Genomic DNA, 17,265 nt, shown 5'->3' on the forward strand with positions numbered 1-17,265 from the left:
TTGTTACAGCACCTGCTCCAGAAACTTCCGGGCGCGTTCGCTCTGAGGATTCCTGAAGAACTGCTCCGGAGGCGTCTGCTCCACCAGCTTGCCATTGTCCATAAAATAAATCGTATCCGCGGCCTCGCGCGCGAACTTCATCTCATGCGTGACGATGAGCATCGTCATGCCGGAGCTTGCAAGCCCCTGAATGACGGCCAGCACCTCCTTGACCATCTCCGGGTCCAGCGCGGAGGTCGGCTCGTCGAACAGCATGATGTCGGGCTCCATCGCCAGGCTGCGGGCGATCGCGACACGCTGCTTCTGCCCGCCGGAGAGGCGGGACGGGTAGCTGTCCGCCTTGTCGGACAGCCCGACGCGCTCCAGCAGCGCAAGCGCCTTCTCCCGCGCCGCTTCGGCGGAGAGACCCTTCACCTTGCGAGGGGCGAACGTAATATTGTCCATAACCGTCATATGGGGGAACAGGTGGAAATGCTGGAATACCATGCCGATGCGCTGGCGCGCCGCGGCTATATCGGCATGCTTGCTCGTCAGCTCCACATCGTTGATCGTAATCATGCCGGATGTCGGTGTCTCCAGCAGGTTCAAGCAACGCAGGAAGGTCGACTTCCCGGAGCCGGACGGACCGATCAGAGCGACAACCTCGCCCTGCCGGACGGTGGTCGTGATGCCCTTCAGCACCTGGTTTTTGCCGTACGTTTTGGTAAGCTCGGTTACATTAATCACTGCGGCGCAGCCTCCTCTCAAGCATATGGGCGAGCGATGTCAGAATAAGCACAAGCACGTAGTAGATCAGGCCGGCGAACAGCAGCGCCTCCAGCGCGCGGAACTCCGTGGCCTGCACGACGTTCGCTCTTCGCATAATATCCATTACGCCGATGACGGAGACGAGCGACGACTCCTTGAGCAGCGCGACGCATTCGTTCACAAGCGCCGGCAGAATCGTCTTGACCGCCTGCGGCAGTATGATGCGGAACATCATCGTCCAGTAAGGGACGCCAAGCGCCATTGCGGCCTCGCGCTGTCCCTTGTCGACCGCCATGATGCCGCCGCGGATCGTCTCCGACAAGTACGCAGCGGAGTTCAGGCCGAACGCGAGACCGGCCGCCAGCAGCGGCGATATATCGTAGCCCGTCAGCTGCGGGGTTGCAAAATAGATCAGGAACAGCTGAAGCAGCAGCGGCGTGCCGCGGAATACGGACGTATACGCGGTTGCGAACCATTCCAGCGGCTTGATGCCGGATATTTTGAACAGGGACAGCACGGTGCCCCATATGAAGCCAAATGCGGCCGACACGAGCGTGAACAGCAAAGTCACATAAACGCCCTTCAGCATGAATGGAATATACCCCTTCAGCACGCTGAAGTTCAGATTCAGGAAGGTGCTCTCTTCAGCGGCTTCCTTCTCCTGGAACCACTTGGTCGTGATCGCGTCGATCTGGCCGTTCGCCTTCATCTCCTCCAGCACCTCGTTGAAGGAGGCGACCAGCTCGGAGCCCTTCGGGAAGGCGATGGCGTATCCGTCCTCCGAGCTTCCAGGCGGCAGGTAGCTGACGATCAGATTCGGATTCGATGCTGCCATCTCCACCGCAACAGCGTCTTCCGCGATAACGGCGTCCAGCCGTCCCGAATTCAGCTCCTGGATCAGATCCGGAATCCGGTTCAGCTTCATTAGACGAATGCCCTCCAGCGTCTCCGCGAAGGAATCCTGCGTGGAGCCGAGCTGAGTGCCGACGGACTTGCCCTTCAGCGCCTCCAGCGTCTCCAGCGGCTCGCTTGCCCGGGACACAATGGTGTTGCGGGCGACATAATAGGTGGAGGAGAAGTCGACGTTCTGCTTGCGCTCCTCCGTGACAGACATCGCCGACATGACAAAATCGACGCGTCCCGTCTGCAAGGCGGCGATCAGCCCATTGAAGTCCATCGCTTCGATCTCCAGCTTATACCCGAGCCGCGCGGCTATGAAATTGGCGATGTCGATGTCCATGCCTACGATCTCGCCGTTATTCAGGGCGTCAACGTTCTCGTAGGGCGGGTAGTCGGGCGAAGTGCCCATAACAATGGTTCCCTTATCGCCGATGACCGGCGCCGGTGCCGAGGCTGACGCCGAGCTTCCGCTAAGCAGCAGGCCGGGAAGCGTCAAGGCCGAGACCAAGACGATATAGATGAAGCGAATCCAAGTTTTTTTGCGCATAAATCCAGCATGCCTTCTTTCTTTGCTTCATGATCTGATGTTTCATGTTATCAACATTTGTTACTATATCCAGTTCAGGGACGTATTACTTAGCCAGGAAGGGGGGATGAAGCATGTTCGAGCTGGAGCTTCAAGAGTGGCTGCCGTACTTACTGTCGATAGGCTGGATCTGTGCTGTTGCCGGCTTGTATACGGTGAATTTGCACGCGGATGGCTTGTTCGACCGCATGAAAATGCCGGAGGATGATCTGCCGCTGCCTTCTGCATCGCATGGCTTGGAGATCATGGGGTCTCGCAGGCAATGGCTTGTTCGATATGTGAAACGGAAGGATGCTCCGGAGGAGGAGGAGGCGGATTGCCCAGCCTCGTTGGACCTAAGCGAAACAAACCAACGAGGAGGCTGTCTATGCCAGCGCGAATACTTCATCCATCCCGCAGGAACGGGACCCGTCTATTGTCGATTGTATTGTGTATTGTCATTCTATTGGCTCTTCCGGGCTGCGGCTCGGCTTCGGGCACGATTGCCGAGGATACGCCTGGCGTATTCAATCATTATGTAATCTATCCGCTCTCGGAGCTGATCAGCTCGCTAGCTGGACTGCTTAACGATAATTACGGCTTCGCTGTCATGGCGATCACGCTTTTGATCAGAGTGGTATTGTTCCCTCTTATGCTGCGTCAAGCCAAGTCCCAGCAGAGCATAAGGCGCAAGATGGCCGTCATGCAGCCTGAGCTGAAGACTCTTGAAGAGAAGTACAAGGGGCTGAAGGATACAGACAGCCTGGCCAGGAAGCAGCAGGAGATGTTGGCCCTGTATCAGAAGCACAGCTTCAATCCGCTTGCAATTGGTTGTCTGCCCATGCTCATACAGCTGCCCATACTAACCGGCTTGTATTCTGCGATTCTGATGACGCCGGAGATGGCGACACACGAATTTCTATGGTTTCAGCTGGGAGAGCCGGATATCATCATGCCGATACTGGCGGCACTTGTAAATTTCGCCCAGTTCAAAGTATCAAAGATCGGGAATGACTCGGCCCAAATGAAGCAGTTAGCCTTCCTCGGGTATCTCTCTCCGATCATGATGGGACTCTTCGCCCTGTGGGCTCCAGCCGCGATATCATTATACTGGGTAACCGGCAGCTTGTTCATGATCGGGCAGTCTTATTTGCTTGTCAAGCTGTACCCAAAGGACTCTAGTGCGGAAGTATCAGAGCCGGCAGTTGCAGCTTCCCGAGCCGAAACGGCCCGCAAAACCTAACAAGTGAATGGCACAATATCTGGAAATAGAAGAGGCTTGCAGCGCCGGGCGGCGGAGCAGGCCTCTTCATTAGCTGCCCCTAACAGACCAAGGGCGGCTCAGCTATTGATGCTTGACTTGCGGCTTACTTGTTCGTGCTGTGCTGCTTGTTCGATAACTGGTGGCTTGGCGTGCCTGCGCCTTGCGTCCGTTTGTTTTTCTCGGCTTTCTGTTGCGTATTTTGCACCTTGCTCACGAATTCGTTGGTATGGTCCATACTGCTCACCTCCTGTGCTATATGTCCACTTTCCCCTGAGTCGCGGTATTCCATTCAACAAAAGTTCATACCGAAACCTTCTATTTGGGACAGGTATCTCATACATTAGGAACAGGAGTATCAAATTTGCCTTATTTCGGTTGCAGTGGTACAATGACGGAAATTTAATATTCAACTTCCTGTTGCCGATCGACGATGAAGGCCGACGGAAACCTATACAAGAAAACTGCCCGCTGACATAGCGTTAGAGGCAGTTTTCCGTTTTGTCGCGGCTCATCTCGCCGAGGTTCAGGCAATGGGAGCAAGCTCATGACACACATACATGACTGCGAGGCGGGCGCAGACCGAGGAATCGGCATGCGTCAACGCTGGCGCGAAGGAGGCTGGCCATATGTACAATCGTAAAAAACCGCTAGAAGAAATTCCGCTTGAGAACACGAAGGTATGGACATGCGAAACCGAGGGCTGCAACAGCTGGATGAGGGATAACTTTGCATTCGAGCAGGTGCCGAGCTGTATTATGTGCAATGGAACGATGGTGAGCGGCGAGAAGATGCTGCCGGCGCTAGTGAATTCGACGGCGGAGATGAAGGGCTGATCGAGCCATGCAAACGGGCAAGCTCCGGGCTTCCTTCATGAGATGAAGGGTGCTCGGAGCTTTTTTTTGCGGTTTAACTCAGGTATGGTTGGAGCGGGTCGTTTAAGCGGCGAGGAGCAGGTTAGTCAGGCCAGCAGCCACACGTGATGTCGTTACAGCAACAGCCGGCGCATCAGCGGGCGCAATAGCCACACTCGTGTCGTTACTCAACTAATTACCGGCTCCCGAGCGCCAACTACGATCCCTCGTGTCGTTATTGCTCACTGCAGCACTACAATCGACGCAATAGCCACACCTGGTGTCGTTACTCAACTAATTACCGGCTCCCGAGCGCCAACTACGATCCCTCGTGTCGTTATTGCTCGCTGCAGCATCACAATCGACGCAATAGCCACACCTGGTGTCGTTACTCAACTAATTACCGGCTCCCGAGCGTCAACTACGATTCCTGGTGTCGTTATTGCTCGCTGCAGCACTACAATTGACGCGATAGCCACACCTCGTGTCGTTACAGCAGCATCAGCGGGTGCAACAGCGACACGAGGAATCGCAAAAACTTAGTAAGAGCGGCCCGGTTTGCTCGTTACTCCCCGTAGTGCCCCTTGCGGTAATCGTTCGGCGTGCAGCCGGTCCACTTCTTGAATACCTTGCTGAAATACTTCTCGTCCTGAAAGCCAACCTGCTCTGCGACCTGTGAAATCTTGAGCGCGCGGTTGCCCAGCAGCTCCTTGGCCCGGTTCATGCGAATGCCGGCGATATAGTCGGAGACGTTCTCGTTCATCTCCTGCTTGAACTTCCTGGAGATATACTCCCTGCTGAGGTAAAAATGGTTCGCCACGTCCTGCAGCGTAATATCCTCATGCGCCCGCTGCTCCAGAAACTTCGCAATTTCGCGGATAATGCCGCGCTCCTTGTCCTTGCTTAAGATCCGGTCGGACACAACCTTCACCTGCTGATAGACCGCTTCCTTCCAGGCCGGATAGTCGAAGCGCCCCTCGGCCGTAACGGGAATGCGAAGCGGCTGCTGCGTCAGCTCCTCCCCGGCGGGAGCGACATTCCCGGCATCGCCTCCGTCGCCGCCATCGCCATCTCGCTGCTCCCAAAGCGTCTTCGTCAGCTCGAAGTGCCCCTGCCACAGCGTCAGCTGCTCGAACGAGATGAAGCCGCTCTTCTCGATATGCTCGAACCATGCACCCAGCGCGCGCTGGATATGATCCTTGCTGCCGCCCTGCACGGCGAAGCGGATCTGCTCCTCGTACTCGTGGAACGAGAGCAGGGGAGCGCCGCGCTTCACCGCTGCTTCCTCATACAGGACGTAATCCGAGGAAGGGCCCAGCACGTTGCGCCGCAGCAGGGCGAGCTTCGCCTGCTCATAAGCGCCGCCTGCTCCTTGGGGGAAGCTTGCCGCTTCGCTCAAGCCGAAGACGAACCTCGTTCTAAGCGTATCGCGCAAGGCCGCGTTGACGGCCTCCAAGATGGGGCCTGGAGCCGACTCGCCCTCGCCCCACAGCACCAGCACCAGCTCCTGCTCCTTGCCCCAATTCCGGAAGGCGTAGCCGGAGGCGCGCGAGGACAGCACTTCGTTGACGATGTTCGTCAGGGCGAAGAACATTAGATCGGGTCCTGAGGCGGCGAACTTCTCGCGAACCGCGGGCGAAGACAGCTCCAGGCTGACGAGCGCCGCGCGCAGCCTTCGCAGCGGCTCGTCCAGTCCCAGCTCGCGCTGCAGCTCGGCGGGCATCGCGGCTGGCGTACCCGGCTCGTTCAGCACGGAGCAGAAGTACTGCTCGACGTACATCGGCTTCAGCCGGTTCAGCTCCATAGCAAGGGAGCGGCTTCGCGAACGCTCCTGCTCCTCCTTGCGCAGCTCCTCTGTTGCTCTAAGAATAGCTTCATTCAGCTGCGCAGGCTCAATTGGCTTCAGAATATAGTCGATGGAGCCGAAGGTGACCGCGTTCCGGACGAGCCGGAAGTCGTCATGGCCGCTAATGACAATCAGCTTGCTGGCGGGGGCATGCTTCGCCGACCATTCCATGACGGCGGCGCCGTCCGTATTCGGCATCATCATATCGGTGAAGATCAGCTCCGGCTGATGCTCCTGGATCAGCGCGATGCCCTCCTGTCCGTCCTTGGCTTCATGAATAGACGTAATGCCATACCGCCCCCAGTCCACAAGCAGGCGGATGGCGTCGCGGACATGCTTCTCGTCGTCAATGATTAAAGCTTTCATGGGTGGTCTCCTCCTCCGGCATCATGGGAATATGAAGGCTGACGGTGAACCCGCCCTCCTCTGATCGCTTCAGGCGCATGGCAGCATCGGGGCTGTGGTGGAGCTGCAGGCGAGCGAGCACATTGCGCAGGCCGATGCCGCCTTCCTCCTCCGAAGCGCCTCTTGCGGCGAGGGAGGCGAGCGGCTGCTCCAGCTGCTGCTGGAGCTCCGCGAGCCGTTCGTCGCTTACGCCGGCGCCGTTGTCGCTTACCTCCAGCACGAGGCTGCCCGGCTCTAAGCTGACGGCACTGGAGACGACCAGCCGCGTCGGCTCTCCGGATTGCATGAAGCCATGCTTGAAGAAGTTTTCAAGCAGGGGCTGAAGAATCATTTTGGGCACAAGGACGGTCCGGCTCTCCTCCGCAATCCGCCACTCCACGTCCAGCGCTGTGTCGAAGCGCTGCTTCTGCAGGTCGAGATACGCGCTGGCGTAATCAAGCTCCCGGCTTAGCTCCACGACGCCGCCCGCCGTATTCATCTGGTAGCGCATCATGCGGCCGAGGGAGGCGATAAGCGAATACGCCTTGAAATCGCCATTCTGCAGCGACACGGTACCGATGGACTGCAGCGCGTTGTACAGGAAGTGGGGGTTGATCTGGGCCTGCAGCGCCTTCAGCTCGTTCGTCTTGCTGGCAATCTCCAGCTGGTATTCCGTCTTGATCAGATGATTGATCTTCGCCATCATGGAGCGGAACCGCTTGGCCAGCAGACCGATCTCATCGCTGCTCTCCACGTCAATGGTGACGTTCAGATTGCCGGTCTCGATTTTGTTGACGTAGCCGATCAGCTGGAGCAGCGGCTTCGTCATACGGATCGAGATGGCCAGCGTGGCGATGACCACGATGCCAAGAAAGGCAGCGCCAACAGCCATGTTAAGCCGCGCTACACGGTCTGCGGAGCTGTACAGATGCTTGTACGGCGTCTGCTTGATGAGCACCCAATCCATGAAGGAGGTGCTTACCCGTTCGTAGAAAATCATCCCGTCGAACTCGTCTGCCCGCCAGTCCAGATAACCGCTGTCAGCTCCCGAGCCAAGAACAGCCTTCATCAGCTCGGGGCTGGGAACAGTGGAGTCGGCATCCCCGTTCGAGGATAGAATCAGTCCGCCGTTAACGTCGGCAATGTAGAATTGCTCATGCCCCTCGTCGTACAGCTCACGGTTCAGCTCCCGAAGCACATCCAGCCGAATGTCGATGGACAGCTCGGCAAGCCGCTCCTCGCTTGGCGCCCTGAAGATGGGACGATGGAGGGTGAATACCGTCTCGTCCTCCGCTCCTGTGTTCAGCGACAGCCCGTAGTTATGGCTGGGATGGGAAGGCTCCAGGTAAGCCTTCGCCGCCGTGAGCTCCACGGGGGTGCCGTGCTTGCCGACCTTCAGGTCGTCCTTCCATAGCAGATAGGTGGTCTGCTGCTTCACGACGTACAGGCGGACCTTGTGGAATTCGCTGACGCTCTGGTACATGTTGTACAGATGATCCTTCAGCAGATTGCGGTTGCGGATGACGTCGGTGAGATCATTGGGGATCACCTCGTCCTCCATGCCATGCTCCAGAATATAGTAGAGCGACCGCGGCGTATTCATAGAGTTATAGACGGCCAGCGATTTCTGATTAATGGTGTTCATGTAATTGGTCACATTTGCTTTGCCCAGCGACAGCAGGCGGGTATTGCTTGCAATGGCATCCTCTGTCAGGGAACGTGTGGTGGCCTGGTAGGAGATCATCATCGATACCGCGATGGGCAGAATGGTAGCCGCGAGCAGCAGCAGCATCAGCTTCTGACGGATGGTATGAAAGGGCTTTCTTAACTTCATGCGCGCACCCCTATCGGCTCAATAAGTGGAGCGGATGCTCCTGCCTTCACAGTAACCGATAAACCCAAGAGAGGTCAATATATTCCACCTAGCTGTTCATCATCCTCTGTCGCTGAGAGCCGTCGGTACCCGTATACTTAAGATCACAGACGAGAAAAGGGAGGCATCCTCTATGGCCAAAACAATGCAAGGACCGAGATCCGCGAAGCTCAGCGAATGGCTGCAGCAGACGGTATTCGTCGGACCGGGCCTCATCGCATTCATACTCATTGTGCTGACTCCGTTCGCCATGGGCTTCTATTATACGTTCACGGAATGGAACGGGCTGGATCTCGATGGCGCCGCATGGACGGGGCTTGCCAACATCGAGCGCATCCTTACGAATGACCCCAGATTCTGGCAGGCATTCTGGTTCACGGCGAAATTCACGCTGGCGGCAGTGCTGATTACGAATATCGTCGCGTTCCTGCTGGCGCTGCTGCTGACGCAGAACGTGAAGAGCCGGGGCTTGCTCCGGACCATCTTCTTCCTGCCGAATGTCATTGGCGGCTTGCTGCTCGGCTATATCTGGTATTTCATCTTCACCCGCGGCTTCAGCGCTATTGGTGAAGCGACAGGCATCGGCTTCTTCAGCCTGCAGTGGCTGGGCACGCCGAACACCGCCTTCTGGGGCATTGTCATCGTGTTCGTCTGGCAGACGGCCGGCTACATGATGATCATCTACATCGCCGCTATTATCGGGGTGCCGAAGGATCTGCTGGAGGCGGCCCGCATCGACGGCGCTGGACGCTGGCAGCTGCTCCGCTCGGTGCTTGTGCCGCTTATTATGCCGGCGATCACCATCTGCTTGTTTCTCACGACCTCGAACGCGTTCAAGATGTTCGACCTGAATCTGTCGCTGACGGGCGGCGGACCGGGCAATTCGTCAGAGTCGATCGCGCTGAATATCTACCGCGAGGCGCTGGTGAACAACCGGTACGGGCTTGGCACAGCCAAGGCGATGCTCTTCTTCATCGCAGTAGCCATTATTACGGTGACACAGGTTTGGTTCACCAAGAAGCGGGAGGTGGAGGCGTAATATGGAAACTAGACGCAGATATACGCTTGCAAGCTTCGGCATGGAGCTGACCGGCATTGCTGCCGCGCTGATCTTCCTCGTGCCGTTCTACTTCCTGCTGGTGAACTCGTTCAAGAAGCTGAAGGATATCCTGCTCAATGCCGCATCGTTGCCCGAAACACTGGGACTGGATAATTTCCGCAGGGCGTGGGTGGCCATCGACTTCCCGAAGGTGTTCCTGAACTCCTTCCTCATCACCTCCGTCAGCGTACTGCTGCTGGTTGTAATCAGCTCCATGATGGCTTACCAGCTCGTGAGGCGGCCTACGACCTTCAACAAGCTGCTGCTGACGGCGCTAGTCGCGGCGATGATCATTCCGTTCCAGTCCGTCATGCTGCCGCTTATGCGCATCACGTCGCTGTTCGAGCTTCGGGGCGAATTCTATGGCATCGTCATCTGCTATATGGGCTTCGGCATCTCGCTGTCCATGTTCCTGTACCATGGCTTTATCAAGTCGGTGCCGCTGGAGATCGAGGAGGCGGCGGTCGTCGACGGGTGCTCGCCTTACGGCGTCTTCTGGCGCATCGTGTTCCCGCTGCTGAAGCCAATTGGCGTAACGGTTGCGATTCTGAATGTGCTGTGGATTTGGAACGATTACCTGCTCCCGGTGCTGGTCATTAACGATGCGATGACGACCATCCCGCTTGCGGTTCAGAAGTTTTTCGGCCAATATTTACGGAAGTGGGACCTCGCCATGGCGGCCCTCACGCTTAGCACCATTCCTATCGTCATCTTCTTCCTGTTCCTGCAGAAGCACATTATCGAGGGCATCACGGCAGGCTCGGTGAAGGGGTAAGGGATTGACCCGTTTCAGCAGGGAGTCAACATTTTACACCTAATCGTTCAATATCGTCGGTGTTGTGCGATCGGTTGCACAGCTATAATGGCGTTGTAAGCGCTGCACAGCAGCGAGATCGAGAATATACCAGGGAGGTCTTTTCGATGAAAAAAATGATGATGATGCTCGCATCCGCGGTTATGCTGGTAGGTCTGACAAGCGCATGCGGCAACAGCAATGGCAACAATGGCGGTTCGGGCAACGCCACAGCGACGTCCGGCGCGGAGCAGACAGCAGCGCCTAAGAAGGATGTAACGATCAAAGTATTCCAGTTCAAGGTCGAGATCGCGGAAGCGCTTGAGAAGATGGCGGAGGAATATGAGAAGGAAACCGGCGTGAAGGTAGACATCGAGACGCACGGCGGCGGCGAGGATTACAGCGCGCTTCTGAAGGCGGAGCTTGCGGCGGGCGAGGAGCCTGAGATATTCAACTCCAGCGGCTGGGCAGGCTTCGATCCCTATGTGGACCGCGCGGCAGATTTGTCCGGCGAGCCTTGGGCGAAGGATCTGGTAGAAGCGTCCAAAGCGCAAATTACGCGTGACGGCAAGCTGCTGGGCATGCCGATGAATCTCGAAGCATACGGCTTCACCTACAATAAGGATCTGTTCGAGCAAGCGGGCATTACCGAGCTGCCGAAGACGCTGGATGAGCTGTCCGCAGCTGCGGAGAAGCTGAAGGCGGCAGGCATTACGCCATTCGCGCTTACTTCCGAGTGGTGGTCCATGGGCATTCATACGCTGAACATCGCGCTGGCGAACCAAGCGGATCCTGCGGCGTTCATCGAGGATGTGAAGGCAGGCAAAGCAACACTGAAGGATGACCCCATCATGAAGGAATGGGTGAAGCTGGTCGACATCATGTTCGCGAATGGCCAGGACAACGCCTTGACGACGGACTACAACACGCAAGTGGCGGAATTTGCAGCGGGCAAATACGCGATCATCCAGCACGGCAACTGGATTCAAGGCATGGTGGACGAAGTGGATCCTGAGCTGAACCTTGGCATGATGCCGGTGCCGCTTCTGGACGCGCCGAACGTGTTCACAGGCGTGCCGAACAACTGGATCGTCAACAGCAAGTCCGACCAGGTGGAAGAAGCGAAAGCGTTCCTGAACTGGATGGTTACATCCGAGACAGGCAAGAAGTATATCGCAACGGACTTCAAATTTGTGCCGGCGCTGACTTCCATTGAAGCAGACCCTGCAGCTGTAGGCGATATTGCCGGAGACTTCGCAACGTTCTCCGCAGCGAATCAAGCCCAAGTGAAAAGCTGGAACTGGGATCGCTTCCCGGACGGTATCACACAGCAATGGGGCTCGGCGATGCAGGAATACCTCGGCAAGCAAATTACGGGCGACGAGCTTCTCGGCAAGCTGGACGCAGCGGTGCGGGATATTGTAGACAAGTAAGCTATAAAAAAGCGGTGCAGGGTAGACTGGTACCCATGGACTAGACACTTAGAAAAAAGGTGTTTAGGCTATGGGTACCTTTTTGTATACTAGGGTAAGTAAGGGAGGAATAACATCATGAGCAAGAAGCGGTTTACGGGCGAAGAACGAGAAGAGATGTCAGAACAGATATGTAAAGAAAATTAGTGACAAGGCAATAACCTATGTAGATGAATTTAAACAGTTATTCATTGATGAATATATGATGGGTGAAACACCTAGAGAGATCTTTGAGGCTCCCGGGTTTGATGTTACCGTAATGGGAATGTACTAAAGAAGAATGGGTTAGGCCAGTCGATGTCCAGACGGGGAACTGTGGGGACAATGCTCCCCAAGAATCGTTCTTCGGCCACATGAAGGACCATGTCGCACATCGTAGTTGCCGTTCCCTTCAAGAGCTAAAGCAAGAAATCGATCGTTATATCCGCTATTACAATAACCACAGATATCAATGGGGATTAAAAAAGATGCCCCCTGTTCCATACAGGAATCATCTATTGTCCGCCTCGTAAATCTTCAGTACCACTTCTTTTTCAAGTGTCCTTGACAGGGTCCGAATTTTTACGAATCAATTGTTACTTCTTTGTGTTTTTGTAAATCAAATATACCATTACCATAAAGTATCCAATAATCACCAAGTTTATAAAGGAAGATATTCGTGATTCATTGCTAGTAAACTCAAAGAGCTTAATAACAGTTTCCATGTGACTCACTCCTAATGATGTTACATACCTAAAGAATAATAGGTTACAAAGTTTTTGATTTTATCAGTATAGGTAATATTAATTGCACCTGCTCCTGTATTATAACCGGCCGTGATGGAATAACCTATTTCTGCAGATTTCCAAGTATGAGTGTAAGTAAACTTAAAGTCCCCATCTTCACCCTCGGTAGTATCCTTATGAACGAATACCCACATATGTCCATTATCTGCTTTCGCTTGGTAGGCTGGAGCGTTTAATTGATATCTTTCGTCAAACGGTAGCCAATACCTCCATTGGTTTGAACATCTGCTAATTCTATAAATCCTGATGAATTACCACTGGTGTAAGACTCATCGATTCCATTGAAATTCGTTTTAATTAACGATGGAACTTTGTGCCCGCCCTCCTTCTCTTTATAAGACGCTTTTTACCAGGAGATGGTTGTTAAATTTATAGTAAAAAGTATAAAAAAATTAAATACCAATGACTCTTCGGCCGCATCCCCAACATGAAAGTAGAAACTCGAGTGGAGTACTGACCACGCCTGGCTGCCGTCACCGTAGTAATCCCTCCATTCCTCTAAATAACAAAGTTCCGATAGTGGGGATTAAAAAAGATGACCCCTGTTTAATACAGGAATCATCTTCTTAGAGCTGCTTAACCCCTTTTTTCAAAGTGTCCTTGACATGGGATCCAGTTTAGGGGGCCAATCCTTGCGCCGCTTTTTTTTTTAAGTTTTCGAGCATTCGAAAACCGAAATTCGATTTGGCGATACATCTAATCGCGGTTGCTCATCATTTTCGTGCGGTTTGGATGCCACGATCCTGACGGACAAAAAATGCGCTTAGAGCTCGAATTTAGCGTTTTCCGGTATGTAACGGTCAAATTGGACGCTTAGCCGTCCTAAACGCCCCGACTTGCCCTCAAGTGTCGTTCTAACGTTCGAAAATGTCCGTTACAACTTTGAACGGCCGATTAGAAGGCTGCAGCTGCGCTGAGGTCCCCGCTCGATCTCCTGCTTCTGGCATAAAAAACCTGCAAAAGAAGCAAATTATACCTAGTCACCAGCTTCTGGATCGGAGGGTACAGCTATGTCAGATCAGAAGGGACAGCTTCGAGCGGACGACAATATCCAAGACATTCTTACGAAGCAATTCGCCCAGGTGTCGGATTTCGTTCTGAAATCCATGCGGCTGAAATGCAATGGCCAGCTTGTCCAGTATGCCTATCTTAGCGCGACCATCGATGATGATAAGCTGCTGCAGCATATCGTACAGCCGCTGGCGCTTGAGGCGGAGGAGATGGAGCAGGTCCGCTCCTTGCTGCAGGCGCTGGAGGGGAGCCAGTCTCAGAGCTGGGAGCAAATCTTCAAGGGGCTGTGGCAGGGTAAAGTCTGTCTGCATATTGAGGGAGAATCCTCCGCTTACCTGCTGGATGCTGCCTCTTGGCCTACACCGGAAATTATTGAGCCGGAGAACGAGTCGACCTTAAAGGGAACGCGTTCGGGCTTCACGGAATCCAATAGCAGCAATATTGCGCTTATTCGCCATCACCTCCCGGAGGAGAGCTTTGCCCAGGAGCAGCTTCGAACCGGAGATGATGGCAAAATCGTAGTAACCATGCTTTATTTGCCCGATCGAGCATCACAAGAAAATATCGACATCCTAAAGGAACGGCTGATGAAGGTAGCCGCACCGACCTCTATTACGATGGGGGAGCTTGCAGAGCAGCTGGAGGATAATAACTATTCGTTGTTCCCGCAGCTGCTGCTGACGGAACGGCCGGATGTGGCCGCTATCGGTGTTGGAGAGGGCAAGATTGCCTTACTGATGGGGAATTCACCCCATGTGCTTCTTGCTCCGATGGCCTTCCTCTCTTTCTTCATGTCTGTAGATGATCGCAGCATGCGGTGGCCGGTCATTACGTTCTTCCGCCTGCTCCGGTTTGTAGGCTTGTTAATCGCGATATTTCTTCCGTCTGTCTATATTTCTGCGGTCTCGTACCATTATGAGATTATTCCGATCGACCTTGTACTGTCGTTGGCTAATTCGCTGGAGCGGGTACCTGTTCCTCCCATTCTGGAGGCGTTCTTCATGGAGCTTATTCTGGAGATGCTGCGGGAAGCCAGTCTTCGCCTGCCCCCGAAGGTCGGTCAGTCGATCGGTATAGTGGGAGGTATTGTCATTGGCCAGGCGGCCGTCGAAGCGGGCTTGGTCAGTAATGTCATGGTCATCGTGGTAGCTATGACAGCCATTGCGTCCTTCATTCAGCCCAATCAAGATATGGCGGCGGCTGTGCGGATGCTGCGGTTTCCGTTCATGATAGCCGCTTACCTCATGGGACTGGTCGGCATTGTCATTGGTGTCATGCTTCTGATGTGCCATATCGCCTCCATGCAATCGCTTAAGATGCCTTATGGGTCGCCGCTGCTCCCCATCCGCGCCGACAAGTGGAAGTCCGTGCTGGCAAGGTTCCCCATGAGAGGCTTCAAGAGAAGGATGAAGGGGTGATGCCATGAGCGCCAGTGCTGGGCAGTCGCAACAAATCAGCAATAAGCAGTATATCTTTTATTTGTACAAAACACAGATCGGTATTGGTGTGCTGATGCTGCCCAATACGCTGACGCTGGAAGCCGGCAACAGCGGCTGGATCTCCATCCTTCTGGGCTGGCTGCTCGCGACGCTGGCTGGCCTGTTTATTGTACAGGTCATGAAGCTTTACCCCGGCAAGCCGTTCGCAGAGGTTTTGCAGCTGGTTATGGGCAAATGGCTGGGTCGCGCAGTTATGGCAGGCTGGATTGTGTTTGCGGCATTTGCAGTAGGGCATATCTTGTTCACGCAGGTTATTATTTTGCAGGTATGGATTCTGCGCAACATGAATCAGCTATTGTTGATCGTTGCTCTGCTGCTTCCCGTCTTTTGCATTACGAGGCATCGCCTGCAGGTGCAAGGCAGATATGTGGAATTTGTTTATCTGTTCACATTATGGATGCCGCCGCTGCTGTTTTTTTCCCTTAAGGATGCACACTACTTGAATTTGCTGCCGATTGCGGGAGATGGTCTGATGCCGCTGCTGAAGGGGATCAAGCCGACGTTAATTCCGTTTCTGGGCTTCGAGATGGCCTACATGCTGTACCCTCATCTGCAGGATAAATCCAAGGCCTTCAAAGGCTTGATGATTGCCAATACTCTCGCTTTAAGCATTTATCTCGTGGTGGTAGTGGCGGCGACCATGTATTTCACAAGCGAAGAGCTGCGTACCTACATATGGCCGACGATGCAGCTGCTGAAGACGATTACACTTCCCTTTATCGAGCGCTTCGAGATTGTCTTCCTGTCCTATTACATCATTCTAGTTTCCCAGACGCTGTGCGCATATTTATCCTTTGCGGCTATTGGCATTAAGGATCTGGTCGGCATGCAGGATCATGCCAAGCTCATTGTGCCGATACTGGCCGTGTATGTGCTGGCAGCGGCAATCATACAGCCTTCATTCGATACCATGGAGGCGACAAGCAGCTGGTATGATCCCCTCTCGATTGGGCTCGGATACGTATTTCCTATCCTGCTCTGGGGATGGTGGCTGACAAGAAGAGCGGGTGAAAGGATGCTTCGTAAATGAGGAACTGGATAGGTGCCCTATGGTTGGTGACAGCGGTGCTGGCACTCTCAGGCTGCGCGGATCGAACGGAGCTGGACAACAGCACGTTGATAACAATTGTTGGACTAGAGCTGATGGACAATAAGAAGCTCGCCGTGACCGGTATGGTGCTGGATTTCAACGAGGAATCGAAGTCGAATGAAATTCTGTTGACCGGCAGCGGGAAGACGCTGAGGGATACCCGCTCGGTGCTCAGCAGCAAGATTGGGGGAGAGTTCTTAAGCGGCAAGCTGCAGATTGTACTGGTCGGCAAGAGCCTGCTTCAGGAGGCGCAGCTCCTTCCGTACCTGGACGTTATTTATCGAGATGCCAAAATATCGAATAACGCGCTTGTTGTCACCTGTGAATGCTCGGTGAGGAAGCTGATGGAGACCAAATGGAAGTCGCAGCCCATTCTCACGGAATATATTCGAAAGCTGATTGAAGCCAGCTACGAGGCCGAGATGACTGTCCGTACCACGCTGCAAAATTATCATTATATGCAGACTGAGGAAGGAATGACGCCTGCGGTGTCTGAGATCAAGCCCATGGGCAAGGAAATTGCGGTCACTGGGACGGCGCTCTTATCCGCAGAAGGCAAATACGCTCTGCATCTCACGAAGGTGGAGAGCTTATTGCTGCACCTGCTCCAGAAGAATTTCACCTCGCCTGCCTCCTATACGGCAACGATTAATGGGACAGACGGACGGTTGACTGTCAGCTATGATATCAAAAAAGCGAGCACCAAGGTGAAGACGAGCTATCGAGATGGCCAGTTCCATTTCCTCATCAGACTTCCCCTGCGAGTGGAAATAGCAGAGATCGATCAGCTGCAATCTTTGGAGAGGAATAAGACGGAGCTGGAGACAGCGCTGAAGGAGGAGCTGGAGACGGCGCTCCGTTCGCTTCTTGCAAAGCTTCAGTCCCGTCATGTCGATCCGATAGGGCTGGGTATACACGCCCGAGCCTTTCAGTACAACCACTGGAAGGAGGTCAGCAAGGATTGGGGCGCAGCTTTTTCGCAATCCGATATTGAGCTGCAGCTGAGCCTCAGCATCGACACCTTTGGCGTTCTCAAATGAGGAACGCTGGAGGATTTGGCGATACATCCTACATGTAAACACGGTC

At 54.4% G+C, this 17,265-nt stretch carries 15 protein-coding genes and 1 pseudogene; 10 read left to right on the top strand and 6 right to left on the bottom strand.

Going from position 1 to position 17,265, the window contains the following annotated elements:
- Positions 1-3: 3 nt before the first annotated feature.
- Both AB1S56_RS02885 and AB1S56_RS02890 read right to left on the bottom strand, forming a co-directional pair.
- Complete coding sequence (locus AB1S56_RS02885) at positions 4-726, bottom strand: amino acid ABC transporter ATP-binding protein (protein WP_340872769.1); 723 nt, start codon at positions 724-726, stop codon at positions 4-6.
- The gene (locus tag AB1S56_RS02890) at positions 719-2,194 is read right to left on the bottom strand and encodes an ABC transporter substrate-binding protein/permease (protein WP_340872768.1); all 1,476 of its coding nucleotides are present in this window, start codon (positions 2,192-2,194) and stop codon (positions 719-721) included. Before AB1S56_RS02890 ends, AB1S56_RS02885 begins: the two co-directional genes overlap by 8 nt.
- A gap of 113 nt (positions 2,195-2,307) precedes the next feature.
- Between AB1S56_RS02890 and AB1S56_RS02895 the strand changes: the two genes are divergently transcribed.
- Entirely contained in the window at positions 2,308-2,754 is a 447-nt protein-coding gene (locus tag AB1S56_RS02895) for a hypothetical protein (protein WP_340872767.1), read from the top strand.
- Complete coding sequence (gene yidC / locus AB1S56_RS02900; RefSeq protein ID WP_340872766.1) at positions 2,649-3,455, top strand: membrane protein insertase YidC; 807 nt, start codon at positions 2,649-2,651, stop codon at positions 3,453-3,455. Before AB1S56_RS02895 ends, yidC begins: the two co-directional genes overlap by 106 nt.
- Before the next feature lie 124 nt (positions 3,456-3,579).
- Here yidC and AB1S56_RS02905 read toward each other — a convergent pair whose 3' ends face one another.
- On the bottom strand, positions 3,580-3,711 hold the full coding sequence (locus AB1S56_RS02905) for a DUF4023 family protein (protein WP_340872765.1): 132 nt from the start codon (positions 3,709-3,711) through the stop codon (positions 3,580-3,582).
- Positions 3,712-4,102: 391 nt separating this feature from the next.
- Between AB1S56_RS02905 and AB1S56_RS02910 the strand changes: the two genes are divergently transcribed.
- Positions 4,103-4,309: a cold-shock protein gene (locus AB1S56_RS02910; protein WP_340872764.1), complete on the top strand. Its 207-nt coding sequence runs from the start codon at positions 4,103-4,105 to the stop codon at positions 4,307-4,309.
- A 583-nt stretch (positions 4,310-4,892) separates the two neighbouring features.
- On the opposite strand, the gene AB1S56_RS02915 is transcribed toward AB1S56_RS02910, so the two are convergent.
- Complete coding sequence (locus tag AB1S56_RS02915) at positions 4,893-6,539, bottom strand: response regulator (RefSeq protein WP_340872763.1); 1,647 nt, start codon at positions 6,537-6,539, stop codon at positions 4,893-4,895.
- Entirely contained in the window at positions 6,520-8,391 is a 1,872-nt protein-coding gene (locus AB1S56_RS02920; RefSeq protein ID WP_340872762.1) for a histidine kinase, read from the bottom strand. The genes AB1S56_RS02915 and AB1S56_RS02920 overlap by 20 nt, the downstream gene beginning before the upstream one ends.
- 172 nt (positions 8,392-8,563) lie before the next feature.
- Between AB1S56_RS02920 and AB1S56_RS02925 the strand changes: the two genes are divergently transcribed.
- The 4 genes and pseudogenes from AB1S56_RS02925 to AB1S56_RS02940 form a co-directional block, all read left to right on the top strand.
- Positions 8,564-9,469, top strand: a complete 906-nt coding sequence (locus AB1S56_RS02925) for a sugar ABC transporter permease (protein WP_340872761.1) — start codon at positions 8,564-8,566, stop codon at positions 9,467-9,469.
- 1 nt (position 9,470) lies between these two features.
- Positions 9,471-10,304 (top strand): carbohydrate ABC transporter permease, encoded by an 834-nt coding sequence (locus tag AB1S56_RS02930; protein ID WP_340872760.1) that lies wholly within the window; start codon positions 9,471-9,473, stop codon positions 10,302-10,304.
- Positions 10,305-10,450: 146 nt separating this feature from the next.
- Entirely contained in the window at positions 10,451-11,755 is a 1,305-nt protein-coding gene (locus tag AB1S56_RS02935; protein ID WP_340872759.1) for an ABC transporter substrate-binding protein, read from the top strand.
- Between the two features lie 306 nt (positions 11,756-12,061).
- A pseudogene (locus AB1S56_RS02940) lies at positions 12,062-12,306 on the top strand (IS3 family transposase); the annotation flags it as partial.
- A gap of 212 nt (positions 12,307-12,518) precedes the next feature.
- Here AB1S56_RS02940 and AB1S56_RS02945 read toward each other — a convergent pair.
- The gene (locus AB1S56_RS02945) at positions 12,519-12,713 is read right to left on the bottom strand and encodes a hypothetical protein (protein WP_340872758.1); all 195 of its coding nucleotides are present in this window, start codon (positions 12,711-12,713) and stop codon (positions 12,519-12,521) included.
- Positions 12,714-13,589: 876 nt separating this feature from the next.
- Between AB1S56_RS02945 and AB1S56_RS02950 the strand changes: the two genes are divergently transcribed.
- The 3 genes from AB1S56_RS02950 to AB1S56_RS02960 are packed head-to-tail and all read left to right on the top strand — an operon-like array spanning position 13,590 to position 17,219.
- Positions 13,590-15,008 carry a spore germination protein gene (locus AB1S56_RS02950; RefSeq protein ID WP_340872757.1) on the top strand — a complete coding sequence of 473 codons (1,419 nt, stop codon included), beginning with the start codon at positions 13,590-13,592 and terminating at the stop codon, positions 15,006-15,008.
- 4 nt (positions 15,009-15,012) lie between these two features.
- The gene (locus tag AB1S56_RS02955) at positions 15,013-16,119 is read left to right on the top strand and encodes an endospore germination permease (protein WP_340872756.1); all 1,107 of its coding nucleotides are present in this window, start codon (positions 15,013-15,015) and stop codon (positions 16,117-16,119) included.
- Positions 16,116-17,219: a Ger(x)C family spore germination protein gene (locus AB1S56_RS02960; RefSeq protein ID WP_340872755.1), complete on the top strand. Its 1,104-nt coding sequence runs from the start codon at positions 16,116-16,118 to the stop codon at positions 17,217-17,219. The genes AB1S56_RS02955 and AB1S56_RS02960 overlap by 4 nt, the downstream gene beginning before the upstream one ends.
- Positions 17,220-17,265: the final 46 nt, after the last annotated feature.

This window comes from Paenibacillus sp. PL2-23, from assembly GCF_040834005.1.
In the GTDB taxonomy this organism is placed as follows: Bacteria; Bacillota; Bacilli; order Paenibacillales; family Paenibacillaceae; genus Pristimantibacillus.

Excerpts from the sequence above, each read along its gene's own strand:
- AB1S56_RS02890 (WP_340872768.1), bottom strand. The coding sequence starts at position 2,194 with ATGCGCAAAAAAACTTGGATTCGCTTCATCTATATCGTCTTGGTCTCG.
- AB1S56_RS02895 (WP_340872767.1), top strand. The coding sequence starts at position 2,308 with ATGTTCGAGCTGGAGCTTCAAGAGTGGCTGCCGTACTTACTGTCGATA.
- AB1S56_RS02905 (WP_340872765.1), bottom strand. The coding sequence starts at position 3,711 with ATGGACCATACCAACGAATTCGTGAGCAAGGTGCAAAATACGCAACAG.
- AB1S56_RS02910 (WP_340872764.1), top strand. The coding sequence starts at position 4,103 with ATGTACAATCGTAAAAAACCGCTAGAAGAAATTCCGCTTGAGAACACG.
- AB1S56_RS02915 (WP_340872763.1), bottom strand. The coding sequence starts at position 6,539 with ATGAAAGCTTTAATCATTGACGACGAGAAGCATGTCCGCGACGCCATC.
- AB1S56_RS02920 (WP_340872762.1), bottom strand. The coding sequence starts at position 8,391 with ATGAAGTTAAGAAAGCCCTTTCATACCATCCGTCAGAAGCTGATGCTG.
- AB1S56_RS02925 (WP_340872761.1), top strand. The coding sequence starts at position 8,564 with ATGGCCAAAACAATGCAAGGACCGAGATCCGCGAAGCTCAGCGAATGG.
- AB1S56_RS02930 (WP_340872760.1), top strand. The coding sequence starts at position 9,471 with ATGGAAACTAGACGCAGATATACGCTTGCAAGCTTCGGCATGGAGCTG.
- AB1S56_RS02935 (WP_340872759.1), top strand. The coding sequence starts at position 10,451 with ATGAAAAAAATGATGATGATGCTCGCATCCGCGGTTATGCTGGTAGGT.
- AB1S56_RS02945 (WP_340872758.1), bottom strand. The coding sequence starts at position 12,713 with ATGTGGGTATTCGTTCATAAGGATACTACCGAGGGTGAAGATGGGGAC.
- AB1S56_RS02950 (WP_340872757.1), top strand. The coding sequence starts at position 13,590 with ATGTCAGATCAGAAGGGACAGCTTCGAGCGGACGACAATATCCAAGAC.
- AB1S56_RS02955 (WP_340872756.1), top strand. The coding sequence starts at position 15,013 with ATGAGCGCCAGTGCTGGGCAGTCGCAACAAATCAGCAATAAGCAGTAT.
- AB1S56_RS02960 (WP_340872755.1), top strand. The coding sequence starts at position 16,116 with ATGAGGAACTGGATAGGTGCCCTATGGTTGGTGACAGCGGTGCTGGCA.